The organism is Candidatus Schekmanbacteria bacterium RIFCSPLOWO2_02_FULL_38_14, from assembly GCA_001790855.1.
In the GTDB taxonomy this organism is placed as follows: Bacteria; Schekmanbacteria; GWA2-38-11; order GWA2-38-11; family GWA2-38-11; genus 2-02-FULL-38-14-A.
This window is the reverse complement of sequence record MGDH01000022.1, coordinates 67,297-87,781: the sequence shown is the minus strand read 5'-3', so window position 1 is coordinate 87,781 and position 20,485 is coordinate 67,297. Positions and strand designations below refer to the sequence as shown.

The following is a 20,485-nucleotide window of genomic DNA, read 5'->3' as shown; positions in this document are numbered from 1 at the left end:
AAAAAATTTGAGTTTGCGATAAAAAAATCATACAAAAATTAAAGGAATTTACAATGTCTTCTTTTGGAATAAACACTGATAAAGAAAAAAAGCTTTTTCAGCGCATGGGAAAACTTGGTATTTTTGAAAAGGATATTATAGAAAAATTTATCCGCTCTGGAGGAAAGGGCGGACAGAATGTAAACAAAACCTCAACCTGTGTTTACCTCAAGCATATTCCTACCGGAATTGAAGTAAAGGTACAGAGAGAACGCTCACAATCCCTGAACAGGTTCCTTGCAAGACGACTGCTCGTGCAGAAGATTGAAGAGATGGTTTTTAAAAAGAAAAGCGAAATCCGGCAAAAGATTGAAAAAATCAGAAGGCAGAAAAGGAAAAGGTCAAAGCGGGCAAAAGAAAAAATCCTCAAAGACAAGAAACATCACTCAGAAAAAAAAGCCCTCCGCAGAAGTGATTACGAAAGGGATTAATAAGAAAAATCATTTCTATATTCCAACCTGAAACTTGTAACATGAAACTTTTAATACGCGTACAGCCTTCCATATGGCCTGTGGCTTACTGGAATCAGCTTTATAAACTTCTTTGACATTACCTGATTCATATCAAGCCTTAAATCTTCACAATACTCTTTCAAAACCGGTTCAATCAGTCCATAATCCTCAGCATTCAGTTCCTTAATCCCAACCTCTTTGCCAAGCTGCCGCTTATCAACTTCACCGCGAACATAGATTGCCCCTCCGTGCATGCCAGTACCAACATAGTCGCCTACAATCGGTTTGTCGTTTTCCTCAAGCCCGAGGAGAATAAGTACTCCTCCTGCCATGTACTCTCCGAAGAAGTCTCCTGCTTTTCCTCCTACTATAAGAAACGGAATCTTATCTTTATGAGACTTCATATGAATTCCAACCCTGTACCCAACATCATCTTTTATGAAAATTTTTCCACATCTCATCCCGTAACCAATAACATCTCCTGCCATCCCGTGAATAACAATCTTCCCGTCATTCATTGTATTCCCGACACCATCCTGGGCATTGGAATTAACTATAATCGTGGGACCATCCATGAATACGCCAAGGTCATTGCCGGGAACGCCGTGGATTATGATTTTGACTTTCCTGCTAATCCCATCACCAATGTAACGCTGTCCGTTTACATTGAGAAGCTCAATCTCATCAACACCATCTTTAAAGATAAGGTCCCGTATTGTTTTATTTAAATCCCTGTAATATACACCCTTGGCATTAATTTTTACTCTTTTTGCTACTGCTTTCTCTTCAAACTTTACTGATAAATCTAATTCTTTTTCTTTTACTTTTACACTCATTTTCCTGCTTAATCCTTATTAATATTTCAGTCGCTGGTTGCTTGCGCAGGCTAAAGCCTGCGGCTACATAATGGATTTTAGATTTCAATTTTTAAATCTGCAATCCTCAATCAAAACTACCTCCCTGCAGGCTTAACCCCGATAATATCCAGTGTCTCAGCATCAAGCCCGATTCCGCGTAATCTCTCCCGGTTTCCGCGCAAGGATTCAATCGCATTAAGTCCAAGGCTTCCTAAAATCTCTTTTATTTCAAGGGTCCATCCCCTGAGCATATTTACAAGTCTTTCTGCCATTACTTCAGGATCAAGCCTTTTTGTAAGTTCAGGTTTCTGAGTGCAGATGCCCCAGGCACATTTACCCATATGGCATGTCTGGCATACCCTGCAACCAATGGCAATCAGCGCAGCAGTCCCTATTGCAACAGCATCAGCTCCAAGAGCCAGTGCCTTAACTGCATCAGCAGCAGAACGGATACTTCCTGCAGCAATCAGAGAAGCCTGGTTTCTTATTCCTTCCTGCCTCAGCCTGTCATCAACTGCTGCCAGGGCAAGCTCAATCGGAATTCCCACATGGTCCCTGACAATTCTCGGAGTCGCTCCTGAGCCACCTCTAAAACCATCCAGATAAACTATATCAGCGCCTGCTCTTACAATTCCGCTTACAATTGCAGCAACATTGTGCACAGCAGCAATTTTAACTGAAATTGGTTTATAACCTGTTGCCTCTTTAAGGGCATATATAAGCTGTCTCAGGTCCTCAATTGAGTATATGTCATGGTGAGGCGCAGGAGAAAGGGCATCTGTTCCCATTGGTATCATTCTTGTTTTTGCTATGTCAAGACCAACTTTCTCTCCGGGGAGATGCCCGCCAATCCCGGGCTTTGCTCCCTGACCTATCTTTATGTCTACTGCAGCCCCTATGTTCAAATATTCGTTGTGCACTCCAAACCGACCTGACGCACACTGTGTAATAATACTATCACCGTATGGATAAAGATCTTCGTGAAGTCCTCCCTCTCCTGTATGCATTATTGTCCCGAGTTCCTTTGCAGCAATGGCAAGTGCCTTATGCGCATTAAGACTTACAGCGCCGTAGGACATCGGAGAAAACACTATTGGAATTTCAAGCGCTATATTTTGTGGAAGCTCTCCTCGCAGTCTGAGCTTTCCGTCAGGAGTTTCTTTGATATCAAGAAAATCAGGCTTTCTTCCAAGAAAAGTGCGAAGCTCCATTGGTTCACGCAAAGGGTCAATAGATGGATTTGTCACCTGGCAGGCATCAAGAAGAAGATGGTCCCATATAATCGGATACGAGAGATCATTTCCCATCGCTGTCAGAAGCATACCTCCTGTCTCTGCCTGTTTCCATATATCAAGCCTGTGTCTTACACTCCAGTTGCAATTATCCTTATAGTCTAAAGGATTTCTTCTAACAGTAATTACTTTTTCCGGACAATAGATAACACACCTGTGGCATGCAACACATTTCGAATTATCAGCAACTGCTCTATCTTTAAACTCGAACACTTCATAGCTGCAATTCATCACACAACGCTTGCAGCGCCTGCAGTGGTCATGGTCTATTTCTACTATAAATTCAGGTGTAACTAAACTTGGTCGCACAATTAACCATCTTCCTTTCTAAAAACTTTACAAACAGGTTTCTTTAATGCGGGGTTAGAAAACTCCGCCTATTGATAAGCAGGACATTCTTGTCCTGCTTATTTCCTTAACACTTAACAGATTTATCCAAGGAAACAATTACAGGCTCTCCTGCCTTTGGCGCCCAGACCCTCTCAGGGTGCGGGCATATTTCCCTGATAGCAGATTCCTCAGAAGCCATATATACCTTGTCATCTTTTTCAGCAACTACCAGCGGTCTTAGTTTTATTCTGTCATTGAATCCTATCAGCCCTCTGCTGTGACCAAAAAGAGTTGCAAACGGACCATTAAGAAGCCCGCTCCCGTAAACCATTCTTATCCAGGTCAGAACTCTGCGTTCTTCTTCTGGAAGAATATCAATATCTTTCCAGAATGGCGTTGCAAGGGCAGTACAGGCTGTTTTAAAGGATAGCCCGTGCTTTCTTATAAAAAGGTCAAAAAGATATGCAATTACCTCTGTGTCTGTCAAAAGAGTGCATTTGTATCCGAACATCTCAAGGTATCTTTTATTTATCCCGTATGATGAAATTTCTCCGTTATGCACTATTGACCAGTCAAGCAGGGTAAAGGGATGTGCACCGCCCCACCATCCCGGAGTATTTGTCGGGAACCTGTTGTGTGCTGTCCAGATATAGCCCTTATATCTGTCAATCATAAAAAATTCTGCTATTTCCTCAGGAAACCCAACACCCTTAAAAGCCCCCATGTTTTTGCCGCTTGAAAAAACATATGCGCCCTGAATTTCAGAATTTATTTTCATAACTGTCCGTACAACAAAATCATCATCCTCAAGTCCTGCAAGGACTTTATCAGGATTCTCTTTTTTGGGCTTAATAAAATAACGGTAAAGAATTGGATGGGATGCCATGCTTTTAATCTTTTTATGTGGTATCTCCTCTTCCTTTACTATGTTATAGTTTTCGTGAAGAAAAATCTCTGCCTCCCTTCTTCCGTCCTCGTCATCATACATCAGGTGAAAGGCATAATAGTCCTTGTATTCAGGATAGATTCCATAGCCTGCAAATCCTGCGCCAAGCCCGTTCCCCCTGTCTCTCATAGGGCAGATTGAATTGATAATCATATCACCGGGAATCAATTCACCCTTACGGCTTATCACTCCTGTTAATCCGCATCCTGAAATATTTTTCTGGTACCTGTGGTTCACTTTTTTTATTCCTTCTTCTTGAAAAGTTCTTTTACCAGTTCGCTCTCAAGAAGTTTTTTGAGTTCATCCTTCCCGCTTGCAGGTGTTTCTGGCAATTTCAGTTTTTTTCTCTGAGCAAGCGACGGCTCTCCAACTTTGCTTGTTTTTCTGAACATCTCCTGCCCCTTCTCAACAGCTCCCGGCTTTGTGCCGCGGCTGTTAGCAAGTTTTTTAAGTGTTGTGAATACTGTTTCCATCCCATACATCTGAGGACAAAGCTCGGAACAGGTATGGCATTCAAGGCATTGCCATATCTTTGGGTCATTCAAGAGCTCATCAACATCACCTTTTAAAACCTTTTCAAAAAGCTCCTTTGGGTCATACCCTTCAATAGACCTTGCAGCAGGGCAATCATCAATACAGGCTCCGCACTCATAGCATGCCTTTAAAGCATCAGCGTCAAAATGCTCCTTGACCTTCTGGATTTTCTTTTTGGATTCATCAAGTTTTTTGAAAAAGCCTTCTGTCTTAATCCTGTGGGAATCAATGCCAAGCTCTGCTGCAGATATATCAAAAGCAATTCCAACAAGCTCTGAAACAAAAAAGACAGGAATATTAAAATCCTCTCCTTCTCTCTGCATCATAAACTGCTGTCCGTCAAACTGTTTAAAACACGCAGGGCATGCAACAGTGATTGCGTCTATCTCTCTTTTCTTCAGATCAAGAAGCTTCTGTCTGGTTAAAAATTCCCCTTCCTTTATATCTCCAATATTTCCAAGTTCTCCCCCGCAGCAAAGCATTCTGGTTTCATATGCAGCACTTTGCGCACCAAGTGCTGTTACAATTGCATCAAATTTTTTAGGAAAGAAAGGGTCATCAAAATGTATTGCATTGCTTGGTCTGGTCATATGGCATCCCGGATGCACTGCAATTTTCAACCCGGTCAGAGGGGTTTTAACCCTTGACTGAATTTTATGTGTGCCTATTACATCATGGAGCACCTCAATCAAATGTTTTACATCAATTCCTTCCCCATCATACTTTGCCCCTACCGCATTCAATCCCTTGTTGATTTTTTCTTTCAGTTTGAGGTCAAACTTAAGCTCTGAGTTTACAGACTTAAGAGTACTGTAACATCCGTTACAGGGCTGTATTAATGTCACATCTTTCCCTGATGCCTCTGCAACTGAAAGATTTCTTGCTGCTGTCAGGTACCATGTTTCCTCGCTCATATTATTTATAAGCGCCTTTTCAGGGCAACATGTAAATCCATCAAGGTCTTTTAACGGGTAGTCCAATTCCTTGAAGATAGTCCTTATTGACTTTTCTACAAAAGGGAAACGCGCAGGAATCTGGCATCCCCAGAATATAACATTCTCTCCCATTTTCTAACCCTTTTTCTTGGTTCTGAAACTTCCAGCAGCAAGCTGCGGAGAATGCACTTGCTATGCATTTTCAAAGCCTTTAAGTAATTATAAATCTCCATTAATAATGTCAAGTTAATTCAATTGAGCTAATGTTTGTTAATAAGTTGAAATAATTGTTTTATTTATAAAGTTTAGCAAAACACATGCCAAAAATAATATCCTGACACAAGGCGCTTAACCATTTGTTTTATTGAAGTATTATCATATAAGATATTTTTTATATCTTTCAGGAATGCTGTTTATGTAGGCAATAAGAATCATTCAGTGCTTAATCAGTAAGCAGTTTTTAATTTATCTCAGCTAAATTTCCCCCAGTCCCCCCTTTATCAAAGGGGGGTAGGGGGGATTTTTACCATTTGAATTACATTCTCGATCAACCTCATAACTTTTTAATTCCTTCAGGAGCCTTTTTCCTGACAGGTTTAACCATAATCTTATCAGCAACCAGTTTCTCTGTATTTGTTGCATTCAGCTTATTAAAAATAATATTGAATTGTTTTTCAAGCTCTGCAGATATCTTTTCTCTTGTGCTCTCTGAAATATCCCACATTTTCTTCTTAAAAGGACCGAATCCCTTCTTCCTCGTTTTATAGATAAACTGTTCCGGTGTATCTTTTTCCTTTTTTTCACCAATCAGTTCTTTATTAATATAGCTATAAATCTCATCCTTCAAATCTTTTGGAAACCAGGAACTGTCATATATAATATTCTGGAATGCGGTTGCAAAATGGACCTCAAGGGTATCACACTGAGGGAACCTGTCAAATGCCTCTTGAGGGAGCGTTGAAGCGCCATGCTGCACTGTTCCTCCTACTCCGAACTCTTCTCTTCCTGCTTTTGAGAGTTCTTTCAATACATTGAAGTCAAGCTTAACATCAGCAATCCTTCCGTCAGGGAGAGGGACTCCTCCGTGGGTTGTCCCGGTCTGTACGCTAATCTTGCTTAACCCATTAAGGTTTTTTTTGTATTTTAAATCAAGCTCCCCTCTGAATCCCTTAAAAAACTCCCTGAGTTCCGCTACTGTACTGTTTTTCCCTCCAACTTCTCCTATCTCACCACCAACAGAAACTGTTATTTCCCCGGGTTCAATGGAACGGATATATGAGCAAAGCTCTGCTGTAATTTCATAGTTTAATCTCTGCTGTTCTCTGACAGAACTCTTGCTTAAATCCACGAGGGTTGATGCATCAATATCAATATTATAAAAACCTGCTTCAACCGCTTCTCTGATAAGGTCTTTTAATTTTTTAACCTCTGCAGAGGGGTCTTTTTGAAATTTTGATGCGCTCGCCTGAAAATGGTCTCCCTGAATAAAGACAGGACCCCTGAACCCTTCCCTGATTGCTGCTGCCAGAACTGCTGTAGTATATTCCTCAGGCCTTTGCTCAGTATAGTCAATTTCTGATTTTGCAATTTCAAAAATAAATGCTTTTGCGTTATTCTTCATCGCAGCCTTGAATATTGTTCTTGCAACATCATAAGTAAGACCTCTTATGTTGATTGCAGGTACAGTCATCCCTTTATATTCACCCTTTGCCCTTGCCTCATATATGCCCTGAATAGATGAGGGATAAATTCCCAGAACCGGAGAAGCCTCCCATATAATCCATCTGCAAACTTCCTTTATCTCTGCATTTCCAAACACTGCACTGTAAACAAGCTGGTCAATAACCTCTCTGGTAAATTTATCGCTGTCTGTAACTTTTATTTTTTCACCCTCTAAAGCCAAAACACCTTTAATTGAACCGCTCAGTTCATTAAGATTCTGATAAAGCATACAGCACTCCTTCCAATTGATTAAAAATTTATATAAAAGAGTCCTTGCTACTTTCTCTGTATCATTGTCCCTTTGCCTTTACCTTCTCCGGGAATTTCAAGAATCCTTTCTCCCGGAATAAAAACATTCCTCTCTTTTGGCACTACCAGGACCTCTTCATCAGGACCAACAACCACTGTTTTTTTTACATCAGTTTTTTTTGACACACAGCCAAGAAGGGTCAGAGCAAAGATGAAAAATAAAACAAAAAATTCTTCCTTTTTTTTCTGCATCAGCAAATCTCCTTATTTATACATTCTCTTTTTCAAGACAGTTACGGTCAGGACTAACCCTTTTTTATGGTAACAAAAAAGGTGGTTTCTCCTCTTTGAACAAGAAAAAGAATTCCATCCTTTAATTTAGCTTTTCCCATTTCTTTTTTAAAATCTTTTACATTGTTTACTATTCTGCGATTAACTTCTTTGATAATATCCCCTCTTCTCAAGCCTGAATCTTCTGCTTCACTTCCGGACCCAACATCAGAAATTACCACACCCTTTGTATCTTTTGAGCCAAGCCTTTCAGCAATTTCAGGAGTGATGTCCTGAACTGAAATGCCGAGTTTAGCCGATTCCCCCTCTTCACTTCCTTCATCTTCTCCAAAAGAAGACCCGTCAGAGGGATATTCTTCTAAAGCAACTTCAAACTTTTTTTCCTGTCCCTCCCTCATCAAAATAACCTCGACTTTTTTTCCTACTTCAGAAGATGCTGCTTTTCTTGAAAGTTCACGGGAGTTTTCAACCTCTTTTCCGCTAAACTTTGTTATAACATCTCCTCTTTTAATTCCCGCTTTCTCTGCCGGACCGTTCCTTACCACATCTGCAACCAGAGCTCCTTTGGATGATTTAAGGCTAAATGATTTTGCCAGATCTTCTGTAATATCCTGAACCACAACACCAAGCCACGACCTTCTCACCTTTCCCTTATCCTTCATCTGGGGCAATAATTCTTTTGCGAGATTAATCGGTATGGCAAATCCGATTCCCTGACCCCATGCTATTATGGTACTGTTTATCCCGATTACGTTTCCATTGATATCAAAAAGAGGTCCTCCGCTGTTGCCAGGATTTATTGATGCGTCTGTCTGAATAAAATCATCATATTGACCTGCGCCTATTACTCTTCCCTTTGCACTCACAACACCAACTGTAACAGAATGCTCAAAACCAAAGGGGTTTCCTATTGCCATGACCCAATCACCTACTCTTAATTTGTCAGAATCACCAAGAACGGCTACTGAAAGGTTGTCTGGACCCTTAATTTTTATAAGCGCCAGGTCAGTTTTCTTATCCCGTCCAACAATCTGTGCGTCATAGACCTTGCCTGTTGAAAGCTTCACCTTAATATCATCAGCATTTTCAACAACATGGTTATTTGTCACTATATAACCATCTGCGCTGATAATGAAACCTGAACCAAGGCTTTGTTGCCTGTATTCTTTTGGCATGCCTTCAAAAAACCTGTCAAAAAAATCATTTCCGAAAAAATCACCAAAAGGGTTCTGCTCTCTTTTGCCATAAGGGCCTCCAAATCCGTCAAAAGGAGAATGTTCCTGGCGTTTAATGGTCTTTCTTGTGCTGATGTTAACAACTGCTGGTTTTTCTTTGTCAGCTAAATCTGCAAAAGATGCTGGTCTGCCGCCTGATATTACCGGAGGAAATTCTTTCCCTTCTTCCCAGAACTTTCCTGATGCATTCTGCAATAGTCCGTTTAACTTTAAATTCTCAGAAATTGCAGGGATTGAAGAGAGGTAAAATCCGCAAACCAATCCGACAACAAGAACTACAATAAAAGAAACACTTCTTTTTAACATAGCAAAAGCTCCTTATCTAAGATTAATTAAATAAATTTTTATCAAATACTAAAAATTATTAATAAACAATCAATCAAAAAAATCAATCAAATTTACAAATTTAAACGTAAAGTTTATAGGCAAGTTACAACAATTCTTTTTTATGGTTTATCAGGTAAGCGTTTTCTTGGCAGTTAACTGACATAGTGACTCGGTTTTAACAGAGTTCAATTAATTGAGGAGTTCACTTGGCTATTTGCTTCCAAGCTCTCTAAGATTCTCCTTTGTAGATTGATTGTCCGGGTCAAATTTAAGAGCCTCTTTGAACATCGCAATTGCCTTATCCTTTTCTCCCATCTGTTTATAAACCAGCCCCATATTCCCGTAAGCCTGAGCAAATTTCGGGTCAATTCTTATGGTAACCGCATATTCCTCCATAGCCCTGTCTACTTCACCCATCATGAGAAGGCTTACGCCCATGCTGTTATGGACATCAGCCTTATATGGGTTGATTTTTAAAGACTGCTGATATGCCTCCATTGCCTTTTTGTAATCGCCAATATAATAATAACACAATCCAAGGTTATAATAGACATCAGGGTTATTCGCAGATAAACTTATTAACCTCTCCAATGTAATAATCGCATTTACATATTGCGCTGTGTTTAAATAAAGTGTTCCAAGGCTGTATAAAGCCTCTCTGTTAAGGGGATCAAACTTTAGCGCAGTTCTATATCTTTCAAGAGCAGCAGAAGTCCTCCCAAGCCTTTCATCAATTATTCCTATCCCCAGATGGGCAGCAGAAAACTTCGGATTTACATCAAGGGCTTTCTGATAATATTTCAGAGCCTCATTATAATCCTTTTTTATAAAATATATATCTCCAATGTTTAAATATGCCTTGTAATTCCCTGGCTTTAAGGATATTGATTCTTTTAATAGCTGAATAACAGCTGTATCATTTGAGGTTTTTAATTTTGTCAGAGCATAGGCTAAATTGTTGTATGCCTCTGCAGTTGGATATAACTCAATGGATTTTTTGTAGTAGTCTATTGCTTTCCTGTAATTGCCATTCTTAAAATTGAGGTACCCAAGGGCTAAGTAAGGCCTTGCCTTATTACCGGTTTTTGCCAATGCATCTTTCCAGAGTGTATACTCACTTTGCCAGATAATATTGCGCTGATAAGAATTTGCGGCAAACAAGAGCAAAATGATTGACAGAATAAGAAAAGGTGAAAATTTTGTTATTCTTTCTTTCCCAAAGAAAGGTTTTAAAATAAATACCATGAATAAACAAAACCCAATTGATGGAAGGTAAAGCCATCTCTCACTCATAGAGTCTTCCAAAGGGATTAATGAAGTAGGACTTAAGGTAATAAAAAACCAGAGAACTGAAAAGGACAGAACAGGTGATTTATTAATATTTTTAAATGAAAAAATTAATATGAGAAAAATTATAATTATACAAAGGGCTGTCAAAGGTTCAAAAATATCTTTGTAAATTGGGAAAACATAATCAATAGTTAAATTGAAAGGCAGAAAAAGAAGTCTGAAATAGTTGATTATCACGTGCGACTGAGTGAGTAAATGGTAAATGAGATTCCTATGAAACTTGGGATGCCCCACTGTTCCATAAAGAAAATACCTGATAATAAAAATCACAAGGATTAAAAGCCAGAAAGGGATATGATACCATTTCTTTTTCAAAACACCTGTTATTGATTCTGCTGACAGGCTCTTTTCAGAAAGAAGGTTTTCTCTGTTTGGTTTCTTTGACAGGAAAAAATAATCGACAAGCAGGAGAATTGCCGGCAATGTAACTGCTGTCTCCTTTATCCCAAGAGAAACCAGAAAGGATAAAATGCTGAGCAGATAGAAGAAATATTTTATTTTTGTTGATTTTAAATATTTTATGAAAAAGATTATTGAAAGGAGATAAAAGCTTGTGCACATCACACCTGACCTGCTTGAAATGTAGGTAACTGACTCAGTCTGAATGGGATGAGCGGAAAAGATAAGCCCGGAAAAAAGAGAGCTTAAATAAAAAGGATAAAAAGAGGCTCCAAAAAAGGCAGGCAAATTTTTAAAAATCAAAAACGTCAAAATATAAACCAGCAGCCCGCTTAAAACATGAAAGAAAAGATTCACAAGGTGATAACCAAAAGGGTTAAGCCCGTTAAGATAATAATTCAGAGCTAAGGAAAGACTGAACAGAGGGCGGGAGGGATTGTGAAAAAGCACATTTGAAATATTTCTTATATCCTTGATATTCGGATTTTCTATAATAACAGGGCGGTCATCATAATGAAAAGGAACATTGAATGTGTTGGAATAAACAATCACAGATAGCACTGTGATTATCAAAACCGCGAGCAAGTGATATTTAAAAAAGATTTCTTTCATTATATCTGGTCACGAAAAACCTTGTAACTGCGCTTCCTTTTCCTGAAAAAGAAAACAAGAGCCATTCCGCACACAAACCCTCCAACATGAGCCCACCATGCTACTCCGCCAACATTCTGTCCTGCAGATGCAAGAGAAAGAGAACCGGAGAAAAACTGCATCAGAAACCAGAACCCGATAAAAAAAAATGCCGGTATTTCAATAATCTGAAAAAAGAAAAAAATTGGCACAAACGTAATTATCCTTGAACCCGGAAACATAATAAAATACGCACCCATTACCCCGGCAATTGCGCCGCTTGCCCCTATTGTTGGCACACCTGATGTGGGATTTGTATATAGATGGACACCCCCTGCCAGAACACCGCAGATAATATAAAAAGCAAAATACCTCAGATGTCCCATCCTGTCTTCCACATTATCTCCAAATATCCAGAGATACAGCATATTCCCAATTATATGTATCCAACCGCCGTGGAGGAAAATTGAACTTAAAAAAGGAAAAAAAATATTTAAAAAATTAAAAGGCTGTGTTGCAAGTAAATAATAAAATTTTATTGGAATTACACCATAAGACAGGATAAACATGTCAAGCCTCTTACCTAAAGACAGCTCATAAGCAAATGCGAGGATATTTAAAATTATTATGAAGATATTTACGAATGGATAGGTTCTTGACGGTATGGTATCCTTGAGTGGAATCATATTATTAATTCAATTGATAAATAAAGTAAGTGTTGATATATTAATTGTTAAAAGATAAAACTTTTTAAGTCTACAATTTTACAATACATTTTTATCAAAATTTATACTATAAAAAATTGAAAACTATCTTAATCATAGAAGATGAAAAGTCAATAAGGCAGCTCTACCAGGAAGAGCTTGAAGAAGAAGGTTACAGAGTTATCCTGGCATCCGACGGAATTGACGGAATATACAAACTCAGGAATGAGAACGTTGATGTTGTAGTCCTTGATATCAAAATGCCAAATATTGATGGCAGAATGGCTTTCAGGCAGATAAAAGAGATAAGAAATGATATACCCATAATAGTAAACACTGCCTATGACAAATACCGTTCTGATTTTGAACAGCTGAAAGCTGACGCATATATTGTAAAATCTTTTGACTTGAACGAGCTTAAGGAAACTCTAAAAAGAATAATTGAAAATCCAAAATAGAGCTTCAAACTATGAAAAATATATTTGAAAAAATAGGAGAGCGTACCACTCAACTCATTGAAGAAATGGGAAGGATAATAATCTTCCTGTTTAACACTGTTGTATGGCTTTTCAGACCTCCCTTTAAATTAACAAATACTCTCAAACAGATGGAGGTCATAGGAATAAATTCAGTTTCAGTTGTTGTTCTCACAGGATTTTTCACAGGTGCAGTATTCTCCCTTCAAACCTACAGGGGTTTCCACCAGTTCGGCGCGGAATATCTGGTTGGATATGTAGTGGCTTTAGCTCTCACAAGAGAGCTTGGCCCTGTTTTGACTGCTCTGATGGTAACAGGAAGGGCAGGCTCTCTGATTGCAGCTGAAATCGGTTCAATGAAAGTTACTGAGCAGATAGATGCCATGGAGGTTATGGCAGTAAACCCTGTACAATACCTCATAGTTCCAAGAATAGTTGCAGGCATGATAGTAGTCCCACTTCTCACCATAATTGCTGATTTCGTAGGAATAATAGGCGGGTATGTGATTGTAGTAAAATTTCTCGGGCAGAGTTCAGTTCTTTTCTGGACAGGAATAAGGGAAAATCTTCATGTTTCTGACTGTATGCAGGGACTTGAAAAGGCAATTGTATTTGGCCTTATTCTTTCTTTGATTGGCTGTTACAAGGGCTATTTTGCAGAAGGAGGAGCAGAGGGAGTTGGGAAAGCCACTACAAGGGCAGTAGTAATAGCATCTGTGCTGATTCTTATTATCGATTACTTTATGACAGCTACATTTTTCAGATAATCTTATTACAGAGATTTTAGGAAAAATTAATCCCTCATCCCCGCTTTAGAAAAGGAGAAATGAGGGGGGATTTTAAAAGCTATCCTTAAATTAAAGATTATTACAAATGCAAATGGATTACGTGAAAGAAGTTGAGAGGTTTTTAGTTGAGAAAAGAAACGGCGGGTTAATGATATTCCACAAAGAATGGCTTCTTATTGAAAAATGGGAATCCATGGGAATCCCTGTAAATATTGTAAAAGAGGGAATAGATAACGCGATTGAAGGGTTGAATTTTTCCAAGAAAGGAAAGATAATGACTGTTCCAACTCTGGAATATTGTGAAAAGCATATATTGAAATACTGGAAGGACTTTAAAGAGAATAAAACCGGGAAATCAGAAGTTCTTGAAGAAATGAAAGAGCCGGAAAATTATAACCAGAATTTTTTAAACTTCTTGCAAAGCCTTCGCGGAAATATTGAAGAGGAAATGAAAACTCTTGAGAAAAAAGATTTATCCATAGCTGAAAAATTGAAAGATATGCTTTTATCAGGCATTGAAAAGATTGAAGAAAATACAAAGGGTTTAAAAATAAAAAACATAGAAAAACTTATAGAAGAAATTGAGAGTCTTGATAGTATGGTTTTGAATAAAGCAAAGCAAATGATTGATGAAAATACTTTTTTATCTCTGAGAGAAGAGTGTGAAAAGAAACTCCTTCCATACAGAAAAAAAATGGAAGAGAAAGATTATAATGAATCTCTTAAAGCAATGGTTGATTCAAGACTGAGAAGGAAGTTCGGTTTCAGAACTCTTCTGGACATAGATTTTTGATTACAGAAATGTAGGGGCAGGTCTTGCACCTGCCCAAATTTAATGGGTATAATAGAGGAAAATATATGGAAGAACTGAACAAGTCAGAATGCCAAATCTGTCAGGGTACAGGATGGAAGGAAGTTGATGTAAAAGGAATAGCGCAGGTTAAGCGCTGCGAATGTTTTAAGACTAAATCCCGCAACAAGCTCATTGAACAGGGAAAGATACCAGGCAGATACAGGTTCTGTACCTTTGAAAGCTATGAAAACCACGACCCAAGCCAGAGGGTAGCAAAAAGAATAGCCGAGCAGTTCGTAAAAAATTATCCTGATGTGGATGATGCAGGGCTTTTTTTTATAGGGGATTGCGGTGTCGGGAAAACCCATCTTTCAGTTGCAATATTACAGGCTCTCATTAAAACAAAGGGGGTGCCATGTATCTTTTTTGATTTTTGGGACCTGCTCAAATCAATCCAGATGAGCTTTAGTCCTGATTCTGAAGTGTCTGAATCAGAGATTCTGTCTCCGGTTCTCAATAAAGAGGTTGTGCTCCTTGATGACCTTGGAGCGCACAAGGTAACAGACTGGAGAAGGGATATCTTAACCTACATCATCAATAAGAGATACAATGAAAAAAGGGTGACAATCATTACAACAAATTATCTAATTGAAAAACCCTCAAAATCCAATGAAGATACTCTTGAGGACAGGATTGGCTACAGGCTTGTTTCAAGGCTCTATGAGATGTGCAGGATTGTTGAGATAAGGGGAAAAGATTTCAGAAGCCATATTAAACAGGATATATACAGAAAGACTTTAAGGTAAACATGATTGAGATTAAAAATTTAACAAAAACCTTTAAAGGGAAAAAGGTTTTAAACAACATTAACCTGACCATAGAAAAGGGCAAAGTTACGGTAATAATAGGCGGAAGCGGTCAGGGGAAAAGCGTAATATTGAAACACATCATAGGGCTTATGAAGCCTGACAGCGGAGAGGTTCTGATAGACGGAGTTGATATTACAAAATTAGATGATAAGGAACTGAATGAGGTAAGGAAAAAGTTTGGGTTTGTTTTTCAGTTTGCCGCGCTCTTTGACTCAATGACAGTTGGAGAAAATGTCGGTTTTGGCCTTTTTGAAAATACAAAGATGAAGTTGCAGGATATAAATAAAATTGTAAGAGAAAGGCTTCTTGATGTAGGGCTAAAAGATGTTGAAGACAAAATGCCTTCTGAGTTATCAGGGGGAATGAAAAGAAGGGTCGGGCTTGCAAGAGCCCTTGCAATTGACCCTGAAATCATAATCTATGACGAACCTGTGACAGGACTTGACCCGATTCTTTCAGATGCAATAAACCATTTAATCAAAGGTACTCAGGAACGCCTTGGTATAACATCAATAGTTGTAAGCCATGATATTCCTGGCTTGTATAAAATAGCTCATAAAGTAGCGCTCTTATATAATGGAGATATTAAATTTTACGGAACAACAGAAGAGCTGAAAAAAACAGATAACCCTTATGTTATCCAGTTCTTAAGCGGTTCAGCAGAGGGGCCAATAAAGATAATTTAGGTATGATGATTTAAAGAGTTAATAAAATAAAAATGTAAAAATTAAGATCAGTAATTTTAAATTTTAAATCTCAAGTGTAAGGAGTGTCACTAATGGAAAGAAGGAATGTAAGCCTTGAGGCAAAGGTAGGTTTGTTTGTTACAGGAGCAATAATACTTTTTGTGTGGTTATCTTTTCAGTTTGGCGGAATAAAATGGCTTCAGAAAAGCGGGTACCATATCATTACATACATGGATAGCGTAACAGGGCTTGAAAAAGAATCTCCGGTAAAACTGGCAGGTGTAAGGATAGGAAAAATTGAGAATATGGAATTAAAGGGATCAAAAGCAGAAATCACGATGGATATTAACTCCGAGGTTAAGATTTACAAGAATGCAACCGCATCAGTAAAATCAGAAAGCCTTCTGGGACAGAAATTTATAGAAATCAGCTATGGAAATCCTGAATCAGGAAAACTTGAAAATGGCGCTGTAATCACGCAGGGAGAGGCATCTGCCGATGTTGACAAGCTTGTCCTGAAACTCACAAGTGTTGCCAATGGGCTTGACAAGGTTGTTACCGAAAACAAGGAAAACATAAACGAAACCCTTTCCAACATAAAAGATGCAACTAAAACTTTAAACAGAATGCTTGCGCAGAATGAAGCCTCAGTAAAAAGTGCTGTGCAGAATATTGACGAGCTGTCTCTCCGGCTTAATACCCTGGTAGCTAATAATGAAAATTCAGTAAACAAAACATTAGATAATTTTGAAAAAGTTTCCGGCACATTAAGAGAAAAAACCCCTGAGGTAATGGAGAAATTTTCAAAAATCAGCAAAGACCTTGATTCAGTCATTCAGGAGAACAGGGAAAACCTTAAAGAAACAATTGCTGGACTTAAAGATACCACAAAATCCTTAAACAGCATTACTGCAAAGGTTGATAAGGGCGAAGGAACCCTTGGAAAACTTGTCAATGATGAAACGCTCTACCATGATGCTAAAAAATCTCTGAAACAGCTTGGGGATTCGGCAGAGCAGGCAAGCGAGCTTTCTCCGATATCAACTTTCATAAGCGCCCTGTTCTCTCTCTTCTGAGAATTTATTGTGCTGAGCTTAAAATTCATTATAACCCGCTCGCATGAGAGGAATATTCTGCATGCAGACAGGTGGGGTCTTCTGACCCCGCATTTTAATACTATGACAAAGAAATGTTGTTTTTTATCCATCATTGCGCTGCTATTCTATGGACTGATTCTTTCAAATCCTTTACCCGCTTTCTCAGAAGAAGAATATTTAGACTTAAGCCCCCTGTATTATAAAAAAACTGATGACTCAAGGCAATCCGCAGAAGTAAGAATCTTGGGTCCTCTGTTTGAACTGAAATACAGTCCGGAAAAGTTAAATTATGCATTGAGACCTGTCCTTGATGTTGAAGAAGATATTGATAAAAAAAAGATAAATATAGACTTTTTCTGGCCCCTTGGAAGATATGCGAGAGATGAAAAAGGGGTGCTTGGAAGGTTTATCCCATTTTATTATTCAAAATATGAAACACAGGATGACGGCAGAAGGATTGGCTCCACTCTGTTTCTTCCCTTCTATATAGGCGGAGAAGCAGAAAACGGAAAATACAACCTTTTCTTCCCATTTTATGGAAACTTAAAAAAGTGGCTTAATAAGGATGAATTAAAATTTATAGGCTTTCCTCTCTATGTTGAAACAAGAAAAGGTGATGACAGAGGATGGGAAATTCTCTGGCCCATATTCCATTACGCAAAGGGAGAAGGGCATACAGGTTTTAAATTCTTTCCATTTTACGGCTTTGACAAAGCAGAAGGAAAATACCTTAAAAAATATTATCTCTGGCCATTCTACAGCAACCAGAAATTCTATGAAGGGAATAAACTTGCAGAAGAGAGTCTGATTGTGCTTCCATTCTATGGTTATGAGAAATCAGAGGAAAGAGAAGTTGGAGTCGTAATGTTTCCTTTATATCTGTATGATAATAACAAAAAACGGAACTATGCTCGCTACGATATCATCTGGCCTGTTTTTTCTTTTACTTCCGGAGAAACAAGGCAGGTAAGGCAATTCTTCCCTCTTTTCAGATTCGATAAAAGCGAAGATATAACACACAATTTTTTCCTCTGGCCATTCTTCTGGTTTGATAAAATAACCACAGATGGACATGAAAAAAAGGTTAAAACCCTTGTACCTTTTTTTACAGACAGAAAGGAAACATGGACAGACGGAAAGAAAACCGCAAGAAAAATCAATCTCTGGCCTTTTCTGTCTTACAGAAGGGACAAAGAGGACAGAACAGAAATTTCTTCCCTGTCATTGATACCTTTTTCAGGGGAGGGACTGTTCATAGAAAAATTTGAAAAAAACTTCTCGCCTTTCTGGACTTTCTGCAGATACAACAGGGACAAAAAGGGTAATTCCGAGACAACCCTTTTCTGGGACCTTTACAAATACCAGAAGAAAGATGATTGGAAAACAATTAAAATACCGCTTCTTTTCTCGTATGAAAGCGATAAAAGCGGAAAAGGCTTTTCAATATTAAAAGGACTTTTCGAACATAAAAAAGAAGGTGTGAAAAATCACTGGAGAGTCCTCTACTTCCCTCTGAAATAACAACAAAAAACCTTACAACCTGAAATCTTTGTAATCATTTTTAATCTGCGTAATCAACCCTCAGAATTCCCTTGACTAGATTTTAAGAGTCCTTTATAAGAATGTTTGTCATTCATTCCGGAAAAGGCAATATCGCATTATTTCTGTTTAACAACATTTTAATCAAGGAGGAGTCCTATGGACAAAATTTATAGGGTGAACATGACCGATTTGAAGGTCAAGGAGGAGAAATGTCCTTCTAAATATGCTGCTGCAGGGGGAAGGGGATTAACGTCATCAATAGTTAATGATGAAGTTCCTGCTACCTGCCATCCTCTGGGCATTCACAATAAATTGATTCTGGCGCCGGGACTTTTAAGCGGAACATCTGCTGCCTGTTCAGGAAGGATGTCTTTTGGCGGGAAAAGCCCTCTGACCGGAGCAATTAAGGAATCCAACGTAGGCGGTATTGCAAGTCAGAAACTTGCAAAATGTAATGTGAAAGCCATTATCATTGAAGGGATGCCAAAAGATAATAAATTTTATATGCTGGAAGTGACCAAGGACGGTGTAAAAATCGTTCCTGCCAATGACTTAGCAGGCATTGGAACATATGAGCTTAATAAAAAGCTCTGGGACAAATACGGAAAGGTTGGCGTAATATGCATTGGCGTTGCCGGTGAGGAAAGAATGTGCAATGCAGGGATTTCAGTAAATGACCCTGAAGGAGGACCGGGCAGATTTGCCGGGCGCGGTGGTCTTGGCGCAGTAATGGGTTCAAAAAAAATTAAGGCTATCATCGTAGATGACAAGGGTGCAGATAAGGTTCCTATAAAAGATGAAGAAAAGTTTAAAAATGCTGCAAAGGTATTTTCACAGGTTTTGCTAAAGCATCCCGTAACAGGTGAAGCCCTGCCGAATTACGGCACAGCAGTTCTTGTAAACATATTGAATGAAGCTGGAGGCTTCCCAACAAAGAATTTCAGAAGAGGGCGTTTTGAAACAGCAGCCAACATTAGTGGAGAAAAAATAGCAGAAGTAGCCAAAGCCCGTGGAGGAGAAGGGAAGGCTGTCCATGCATGCCATCCGGGTTGTGTTATCAGATGTTCAAATATATATCCTGACAAAAATGGCAAGGCTATAACAGCACCAATGGAATATGAATCTGTATGGTCTCTTGGTGCTAATCTTGAAGTAGATGACCTTGACAAGGTTGCCCAGATGATAAGGATTTGTTCAGACACCGGACTTGATACTATAGAGTCAGGTGTTACTCTTGCAGTTGCCGCAGAAGCAGGGCTTGCAAAATGGGGTGATGCAGATTCTTTCATTAAGTTGCTTCAGGAAATTGGCAAGAAAACTCCTCTTGGAAAAATTTTAGGTCAGGGAGCAGCAGTAACAGGTAGAGTTTTTGGAATTTCAAGAGTTGCAGCAGTTAAAGGACAGGGATTACCCGCATATGACCCGAGGACTGTAAAAGGAATCGGTGTAACTTATGCAACCAGCACAATGGGTGGAGACCATACTGCAGGATATGCGGTACTGCAGAATATCCTTAAGGTAGGCGGAGATGTTAATCCATTAAAACCGGAGGGGCAGGTAGATGTGTCAAGAGCCATGCAGATTGCAACAGCAACAGTTGATTGCACAGGGCTTTGCCTCTTTGTTGCAATTGCCTGCCTTGACCTGCCGGAAGGATTGCAGGCGATTATAGACATGATCAATGCCGAATACGGCACAACACTTACAGTTGATGATATTCCAAAAATCGGCACACAGGTCATTAAGACAGAGCTTGAGTTCAACAGGAAAGCAGGCTTTACCAAGGCTGATGACCGTCTGCCGGAATTTTTTGATGATGAAAAATGCCCGCCTCACAATATAACATTTGAGATTAAACCTGAAGAGCTTGATAAAGTTTGGGCTAATATCTAAGGGTAAGAATATGTTTCTTCGAGAAGTTAAAATCCCCCCAAATCCCCCC

18 protein-coding genes are annotated in these 20,485 nt (G+C 38.9%); 9 read left to right on the top strand and 9 right to left on the bottom strand.

Annotated elements, in window-relative coordinates; translation table 11 throughout:
• The first annotated feature begins 53 nt into the window (after window positions 1-53).
• On the top strand, window positions 54-470 hold the full coding sequence (locus tag A3H37_01340; protein OGL49667.1) for a peptide chain release factor 1: 417 nt from the start codon (window positions 54-56) through the stop codon (window positions 468-470).
• A 50-nt stretch (window positions 471-520) separates the two neighbouring features.
• Here A3H37_01340 and A3H37_01335 read toward each other — a convergent pair whose 3' ends face one another.
• The 9 genes from A3H37_01335 to A3H37_01295 all read right to left on the bottom strand — a co-directional run bounded on the left by A3H37_01335 (window position 521) and on the right by A3H37_01295 (window position 12,274).
• The gene (locus tag A3H37_01335; GenBank protein OGL49748.1) at window positions 521-1,249 is read right to left on the bottom strand and encodes a hypothetical protein; all 729 of its coding nucleotides are present in this window, start codon (window positions 1,247-1,249) and stop codon (window positions 521-523) included.
• Window positions 1,250-1,443: 194 nt separating this feature from the next.
• Window positions 1,444-2,949 carry a glutamate synthase gene (locus A3H37_01330; GenBank protein OGL49666.1) on the bottom strand — a complete coding sequence of 502 codons (1,506 nt, stop codon included), beginning with the start codon at window positions 2,947-2,949 and terminating at the stop codon, window positions 1,444-1,446.
• A gap of 106 nt (window positions 2,950-3,055) precedes the next feature.
• Window positions 3,056-4,162, bottom strand: a complete 1,107-nt coding sequence (locus A3H37_01325) for a hypothetical protein (protein ID OGL49665.1) — start codon at window positions 4,160-4,162, stop codon at window positions 3,056-3,058.
• A complete protein-coding gene (locus A3H37_01320) occupies window positions 4,159-5,517 on the bottom strand; it encodes a hypothetical protein (GenBank protein OGL49664.1) in 1,359 nt (452 codons plus the stop codon). Before A3H37_01320 ends, A3H37_01325 begins: the two co-directional genes overlap by 4 nt.
• A gap of 421 nt (window positions 5,518-5,938) precedes the next feature.
• Complete coding sequence (locus A3H37_01315) at window positions 5,939-7,336, bottom strand: aldolase (protein ID OGL49663.1); 1,398 nt, start codon at window positions 7,334-7,336, stop codon at window positions 5,939-5,941.
• Window positions 7,337-7,383: 47 nt separating this feature from the next.
• Window positions 7,384-7,608, bottom strand: a complete 225-nt coding sequence (locus tag A3H37_01310) for a hypothetical protein (GenBank protein OGL49662.1) — start codon at window positions 7,606-7,608, stop codon at window positions 7,384-7,386.
• 53 nt (window positions 7,609-7,661) lie between these two features.
• Window positions 7,662-9,188 (bottom strand): hypothetical protein, encoded by a 1,527-nt coding sequence (locus A3H37_01305; protein ID OGL49661.1) that lies wholly within the window; start codon window positions 9,186-9,188, stop codon window positions 7,662-7,664.
• Window positions 9,189-9,419: 231 nt separating this feature from the next.
• Entirely contained in the window at window positions 9,420-11,570 is a 2,151-nt protein-coding gene (locus A3H37_01300) for a hypothetical protein (GenBank protein ID OGL49660.1), read from the bottom strand.
• The gene (locus A3H37_01295; protein OGL49659.1) at window positions 11,570-12,274 is read right to left on the bottom strand and encodes a rhomboid family intramembrane serine protease; all 705 of its coding nucleotides are present in this window, start codon (window positions 12,272-12,274) and stop codon (window positions 11,570-11,572) included. Before A3H37_01295 ends, A3H37_01300 begins: the two co-directional genes overlap by 1 nt.
• A gap of 116 nt (window positions 12,275-12,390) precedes the next feature.
• Between A3H37_01295 and A3H37_01290 the strand changes: the two genes are divergently transcribed.
• The 8 genes from A3H37_01290 (at window position 12,391) to A3H37_01255 (ending at window position 20,436) form a co-directional block, all read left to right on the top strand.
• Window positions 12,391-12,750 carry a hypothetical protein gene (locus tag A3H37_01290; GenBank protein ID OGL49658.1) on the top strand — a complete coding sequence of 120 codons (360 nt, stop codon included), beginning with the start codon at window positions 12,391-12,393 and terminating at the stop codon, window positions 12,748-12,750.
• A gap of 11 nt (window positions 12,751-12,761) precedes the next feature.
• A complete protein-coding gene (locus tag A3H37_01285) occupies window positions 12,762-13,535 on the top strand; it encodes an ABC transporter permease (GenBank protein ID OGL49657.1) in 774 nt (257 codons plus the stop codon).
• 121 nt (window positions 13,536-13,656) lie between these two features.
• Window positions 13,657-14,349, top strand: coding sequence for a hypothetical protein (locus A3H37_01280; protein OGL49656.1), 693 nt, complete (start codon window positions 13,657-13,659; stop codon window positions 14,347-14,349).
• A 65-nt stretch (window positions 14,350-14,414) separates the two neighbouring features.
• Complete coding sequence (locus A3H37_01275) at window positions 14,415-15,155, top strand: hypothetical protein (protein OGL49655.1); 741 nt, start codon at window positions 14,415-14,417, stop codon at window positions 15,153-15,155.
• Between the two features lie 2 nt (window positions 15,156-15,157).
• Window positions 15,158-15,904 carry an ABC transporter ATP-binding protein gene (locus A3H37_01270; GenBank protein OGL49654.1) on the top strand — a complete coding sequence of 249 codons (747 nt, stop codon included), beginning with the start codon at window positions 15,158-15,160 and terminating at the stop codon, window positions 15,902-15,904.
• A 92-nt stretch (window positions 15,905-15,996) separates the two neighbouring features.
• Window positions 15,997-16,980 carry a hypothetical protein gene (locus A3H37_01265; protein ID OGL49653.1) on the top strand — a complete coding sequence of 328 codons (984 nt, stop codon included), beginning with the start codon at window positions 15,997-15,999 and terminating at the stop codon, window positions 16,978-16,980.
• Window positions 16,981-16,989: 9 nt separating this feature from the next.
• Window positions 16,990-18,522, top strand: coding sequence for a hypothetical protein (locus A3H37_01260; GenBank protein OGL49652.1), 1,533 nt, complete (start codon window positions 16,990-16,992; stop codon window positions 18,520-18,522).
• Between the two features lie 177 nt (window positions 18,523-18,699).
• Window positions 18,700-20,436 carry an aldehyde ferredoxin oxidoreductase gene (locus A3H37_01255; GenBank protein OGL49651.1) on the top strand — a complete coding sequence of 579 codons (1,737 nt, stop codon included), beginning with the start codon at window positions 18,700-18,702 and terminating at the stop codon, window positions 20,434-20,436.
• Window positions 20,437-20,485 lie beyond the last annotated feature (49 nt).

Bases quoted from the DNA above. Each gene is read 5' to 3' on its own strand.
- A3H37_01340 (OGL49667.1), top strand. From the start codon at position 54: ATGTCTTCTTTTGGAATAAACACTGATAAAGAAAAAAAGCTTTTTCAG.
- A3H37_01320 (OGL49664.1), bottom strand. From the start codon at position 5,517: ATGGGAGAGAATGTTATATTCTGGGGATGCCAGATTCCTGCGCGTTTC.
- A3H37_01315 (OGL49663.1), bottom strand. From the start codon at position 7,336: ATGCTTTATCAGAATCTTAATGAACTGAGCGGTTCAATTAAAGGTGTT.
- A3H37_01310 (OGL49662.1), bottom strand. From the start codon at position 7,608: ATGCAGAAAAAAAAGGAAGAATTTTTTGTTTTATTTTTCATCTTTGCT.
- A3H37_01305 (OGL49661.1), bottom strand. From the start codon at position 9,188: ATGTTAAAAAGAAGTGTTTCTTTTATTGTAGTTCTTGTTGTCGGATTG.
- A3H37_01300 (OGL49660.1), bottom strand. From the start codon at position 11,570: ATGAAAGAAATCTTTTTTAAATATCACTTGCTCGCGGTTTTGATAATC.
- A3H37_01295 (OGL49659.1), bottom strand. From the start codon at position 12,274: ATGATTCCACTCAAGGATACCATACCGTCAAGAACCTATCCATTCGTA.
- A3H37_01285 (OGL49657.1), top strand. From the start codon at position 12,762: ATGAAAAATATATTTGAAAAAATAGGAGAGCGTACCACTCAACTCATT.
- A3H37_01275 (OGL49655.1), top strand. From the start codon at position 14,415: ATGGAAGAACTGAACAAGTCAGAATGCCAAATCTGTCAGGGTACAGGA.
- A3H37_01270 (OGL49654.1), top strand. From the start codon at position 15,158: ATGATTGAGATTAAAAATTTAACAAAAACCTTTAAAGGGAAAAAGGTT.
- A3H37_01265 (OGL49653.1), top strand. From the start codon at position 15,997: ATGGAAAGAAGGAATGTAAGCCTTGAGGCAAAGGTAGGTTTGTTTGTT.
- A3H37_01255 (OGL49651.1), top strand. From the start codon at position 18,700: ATGGACAAAATTTATAGGGTGAACATGACCGATTTGAAGGTCAAGGAG.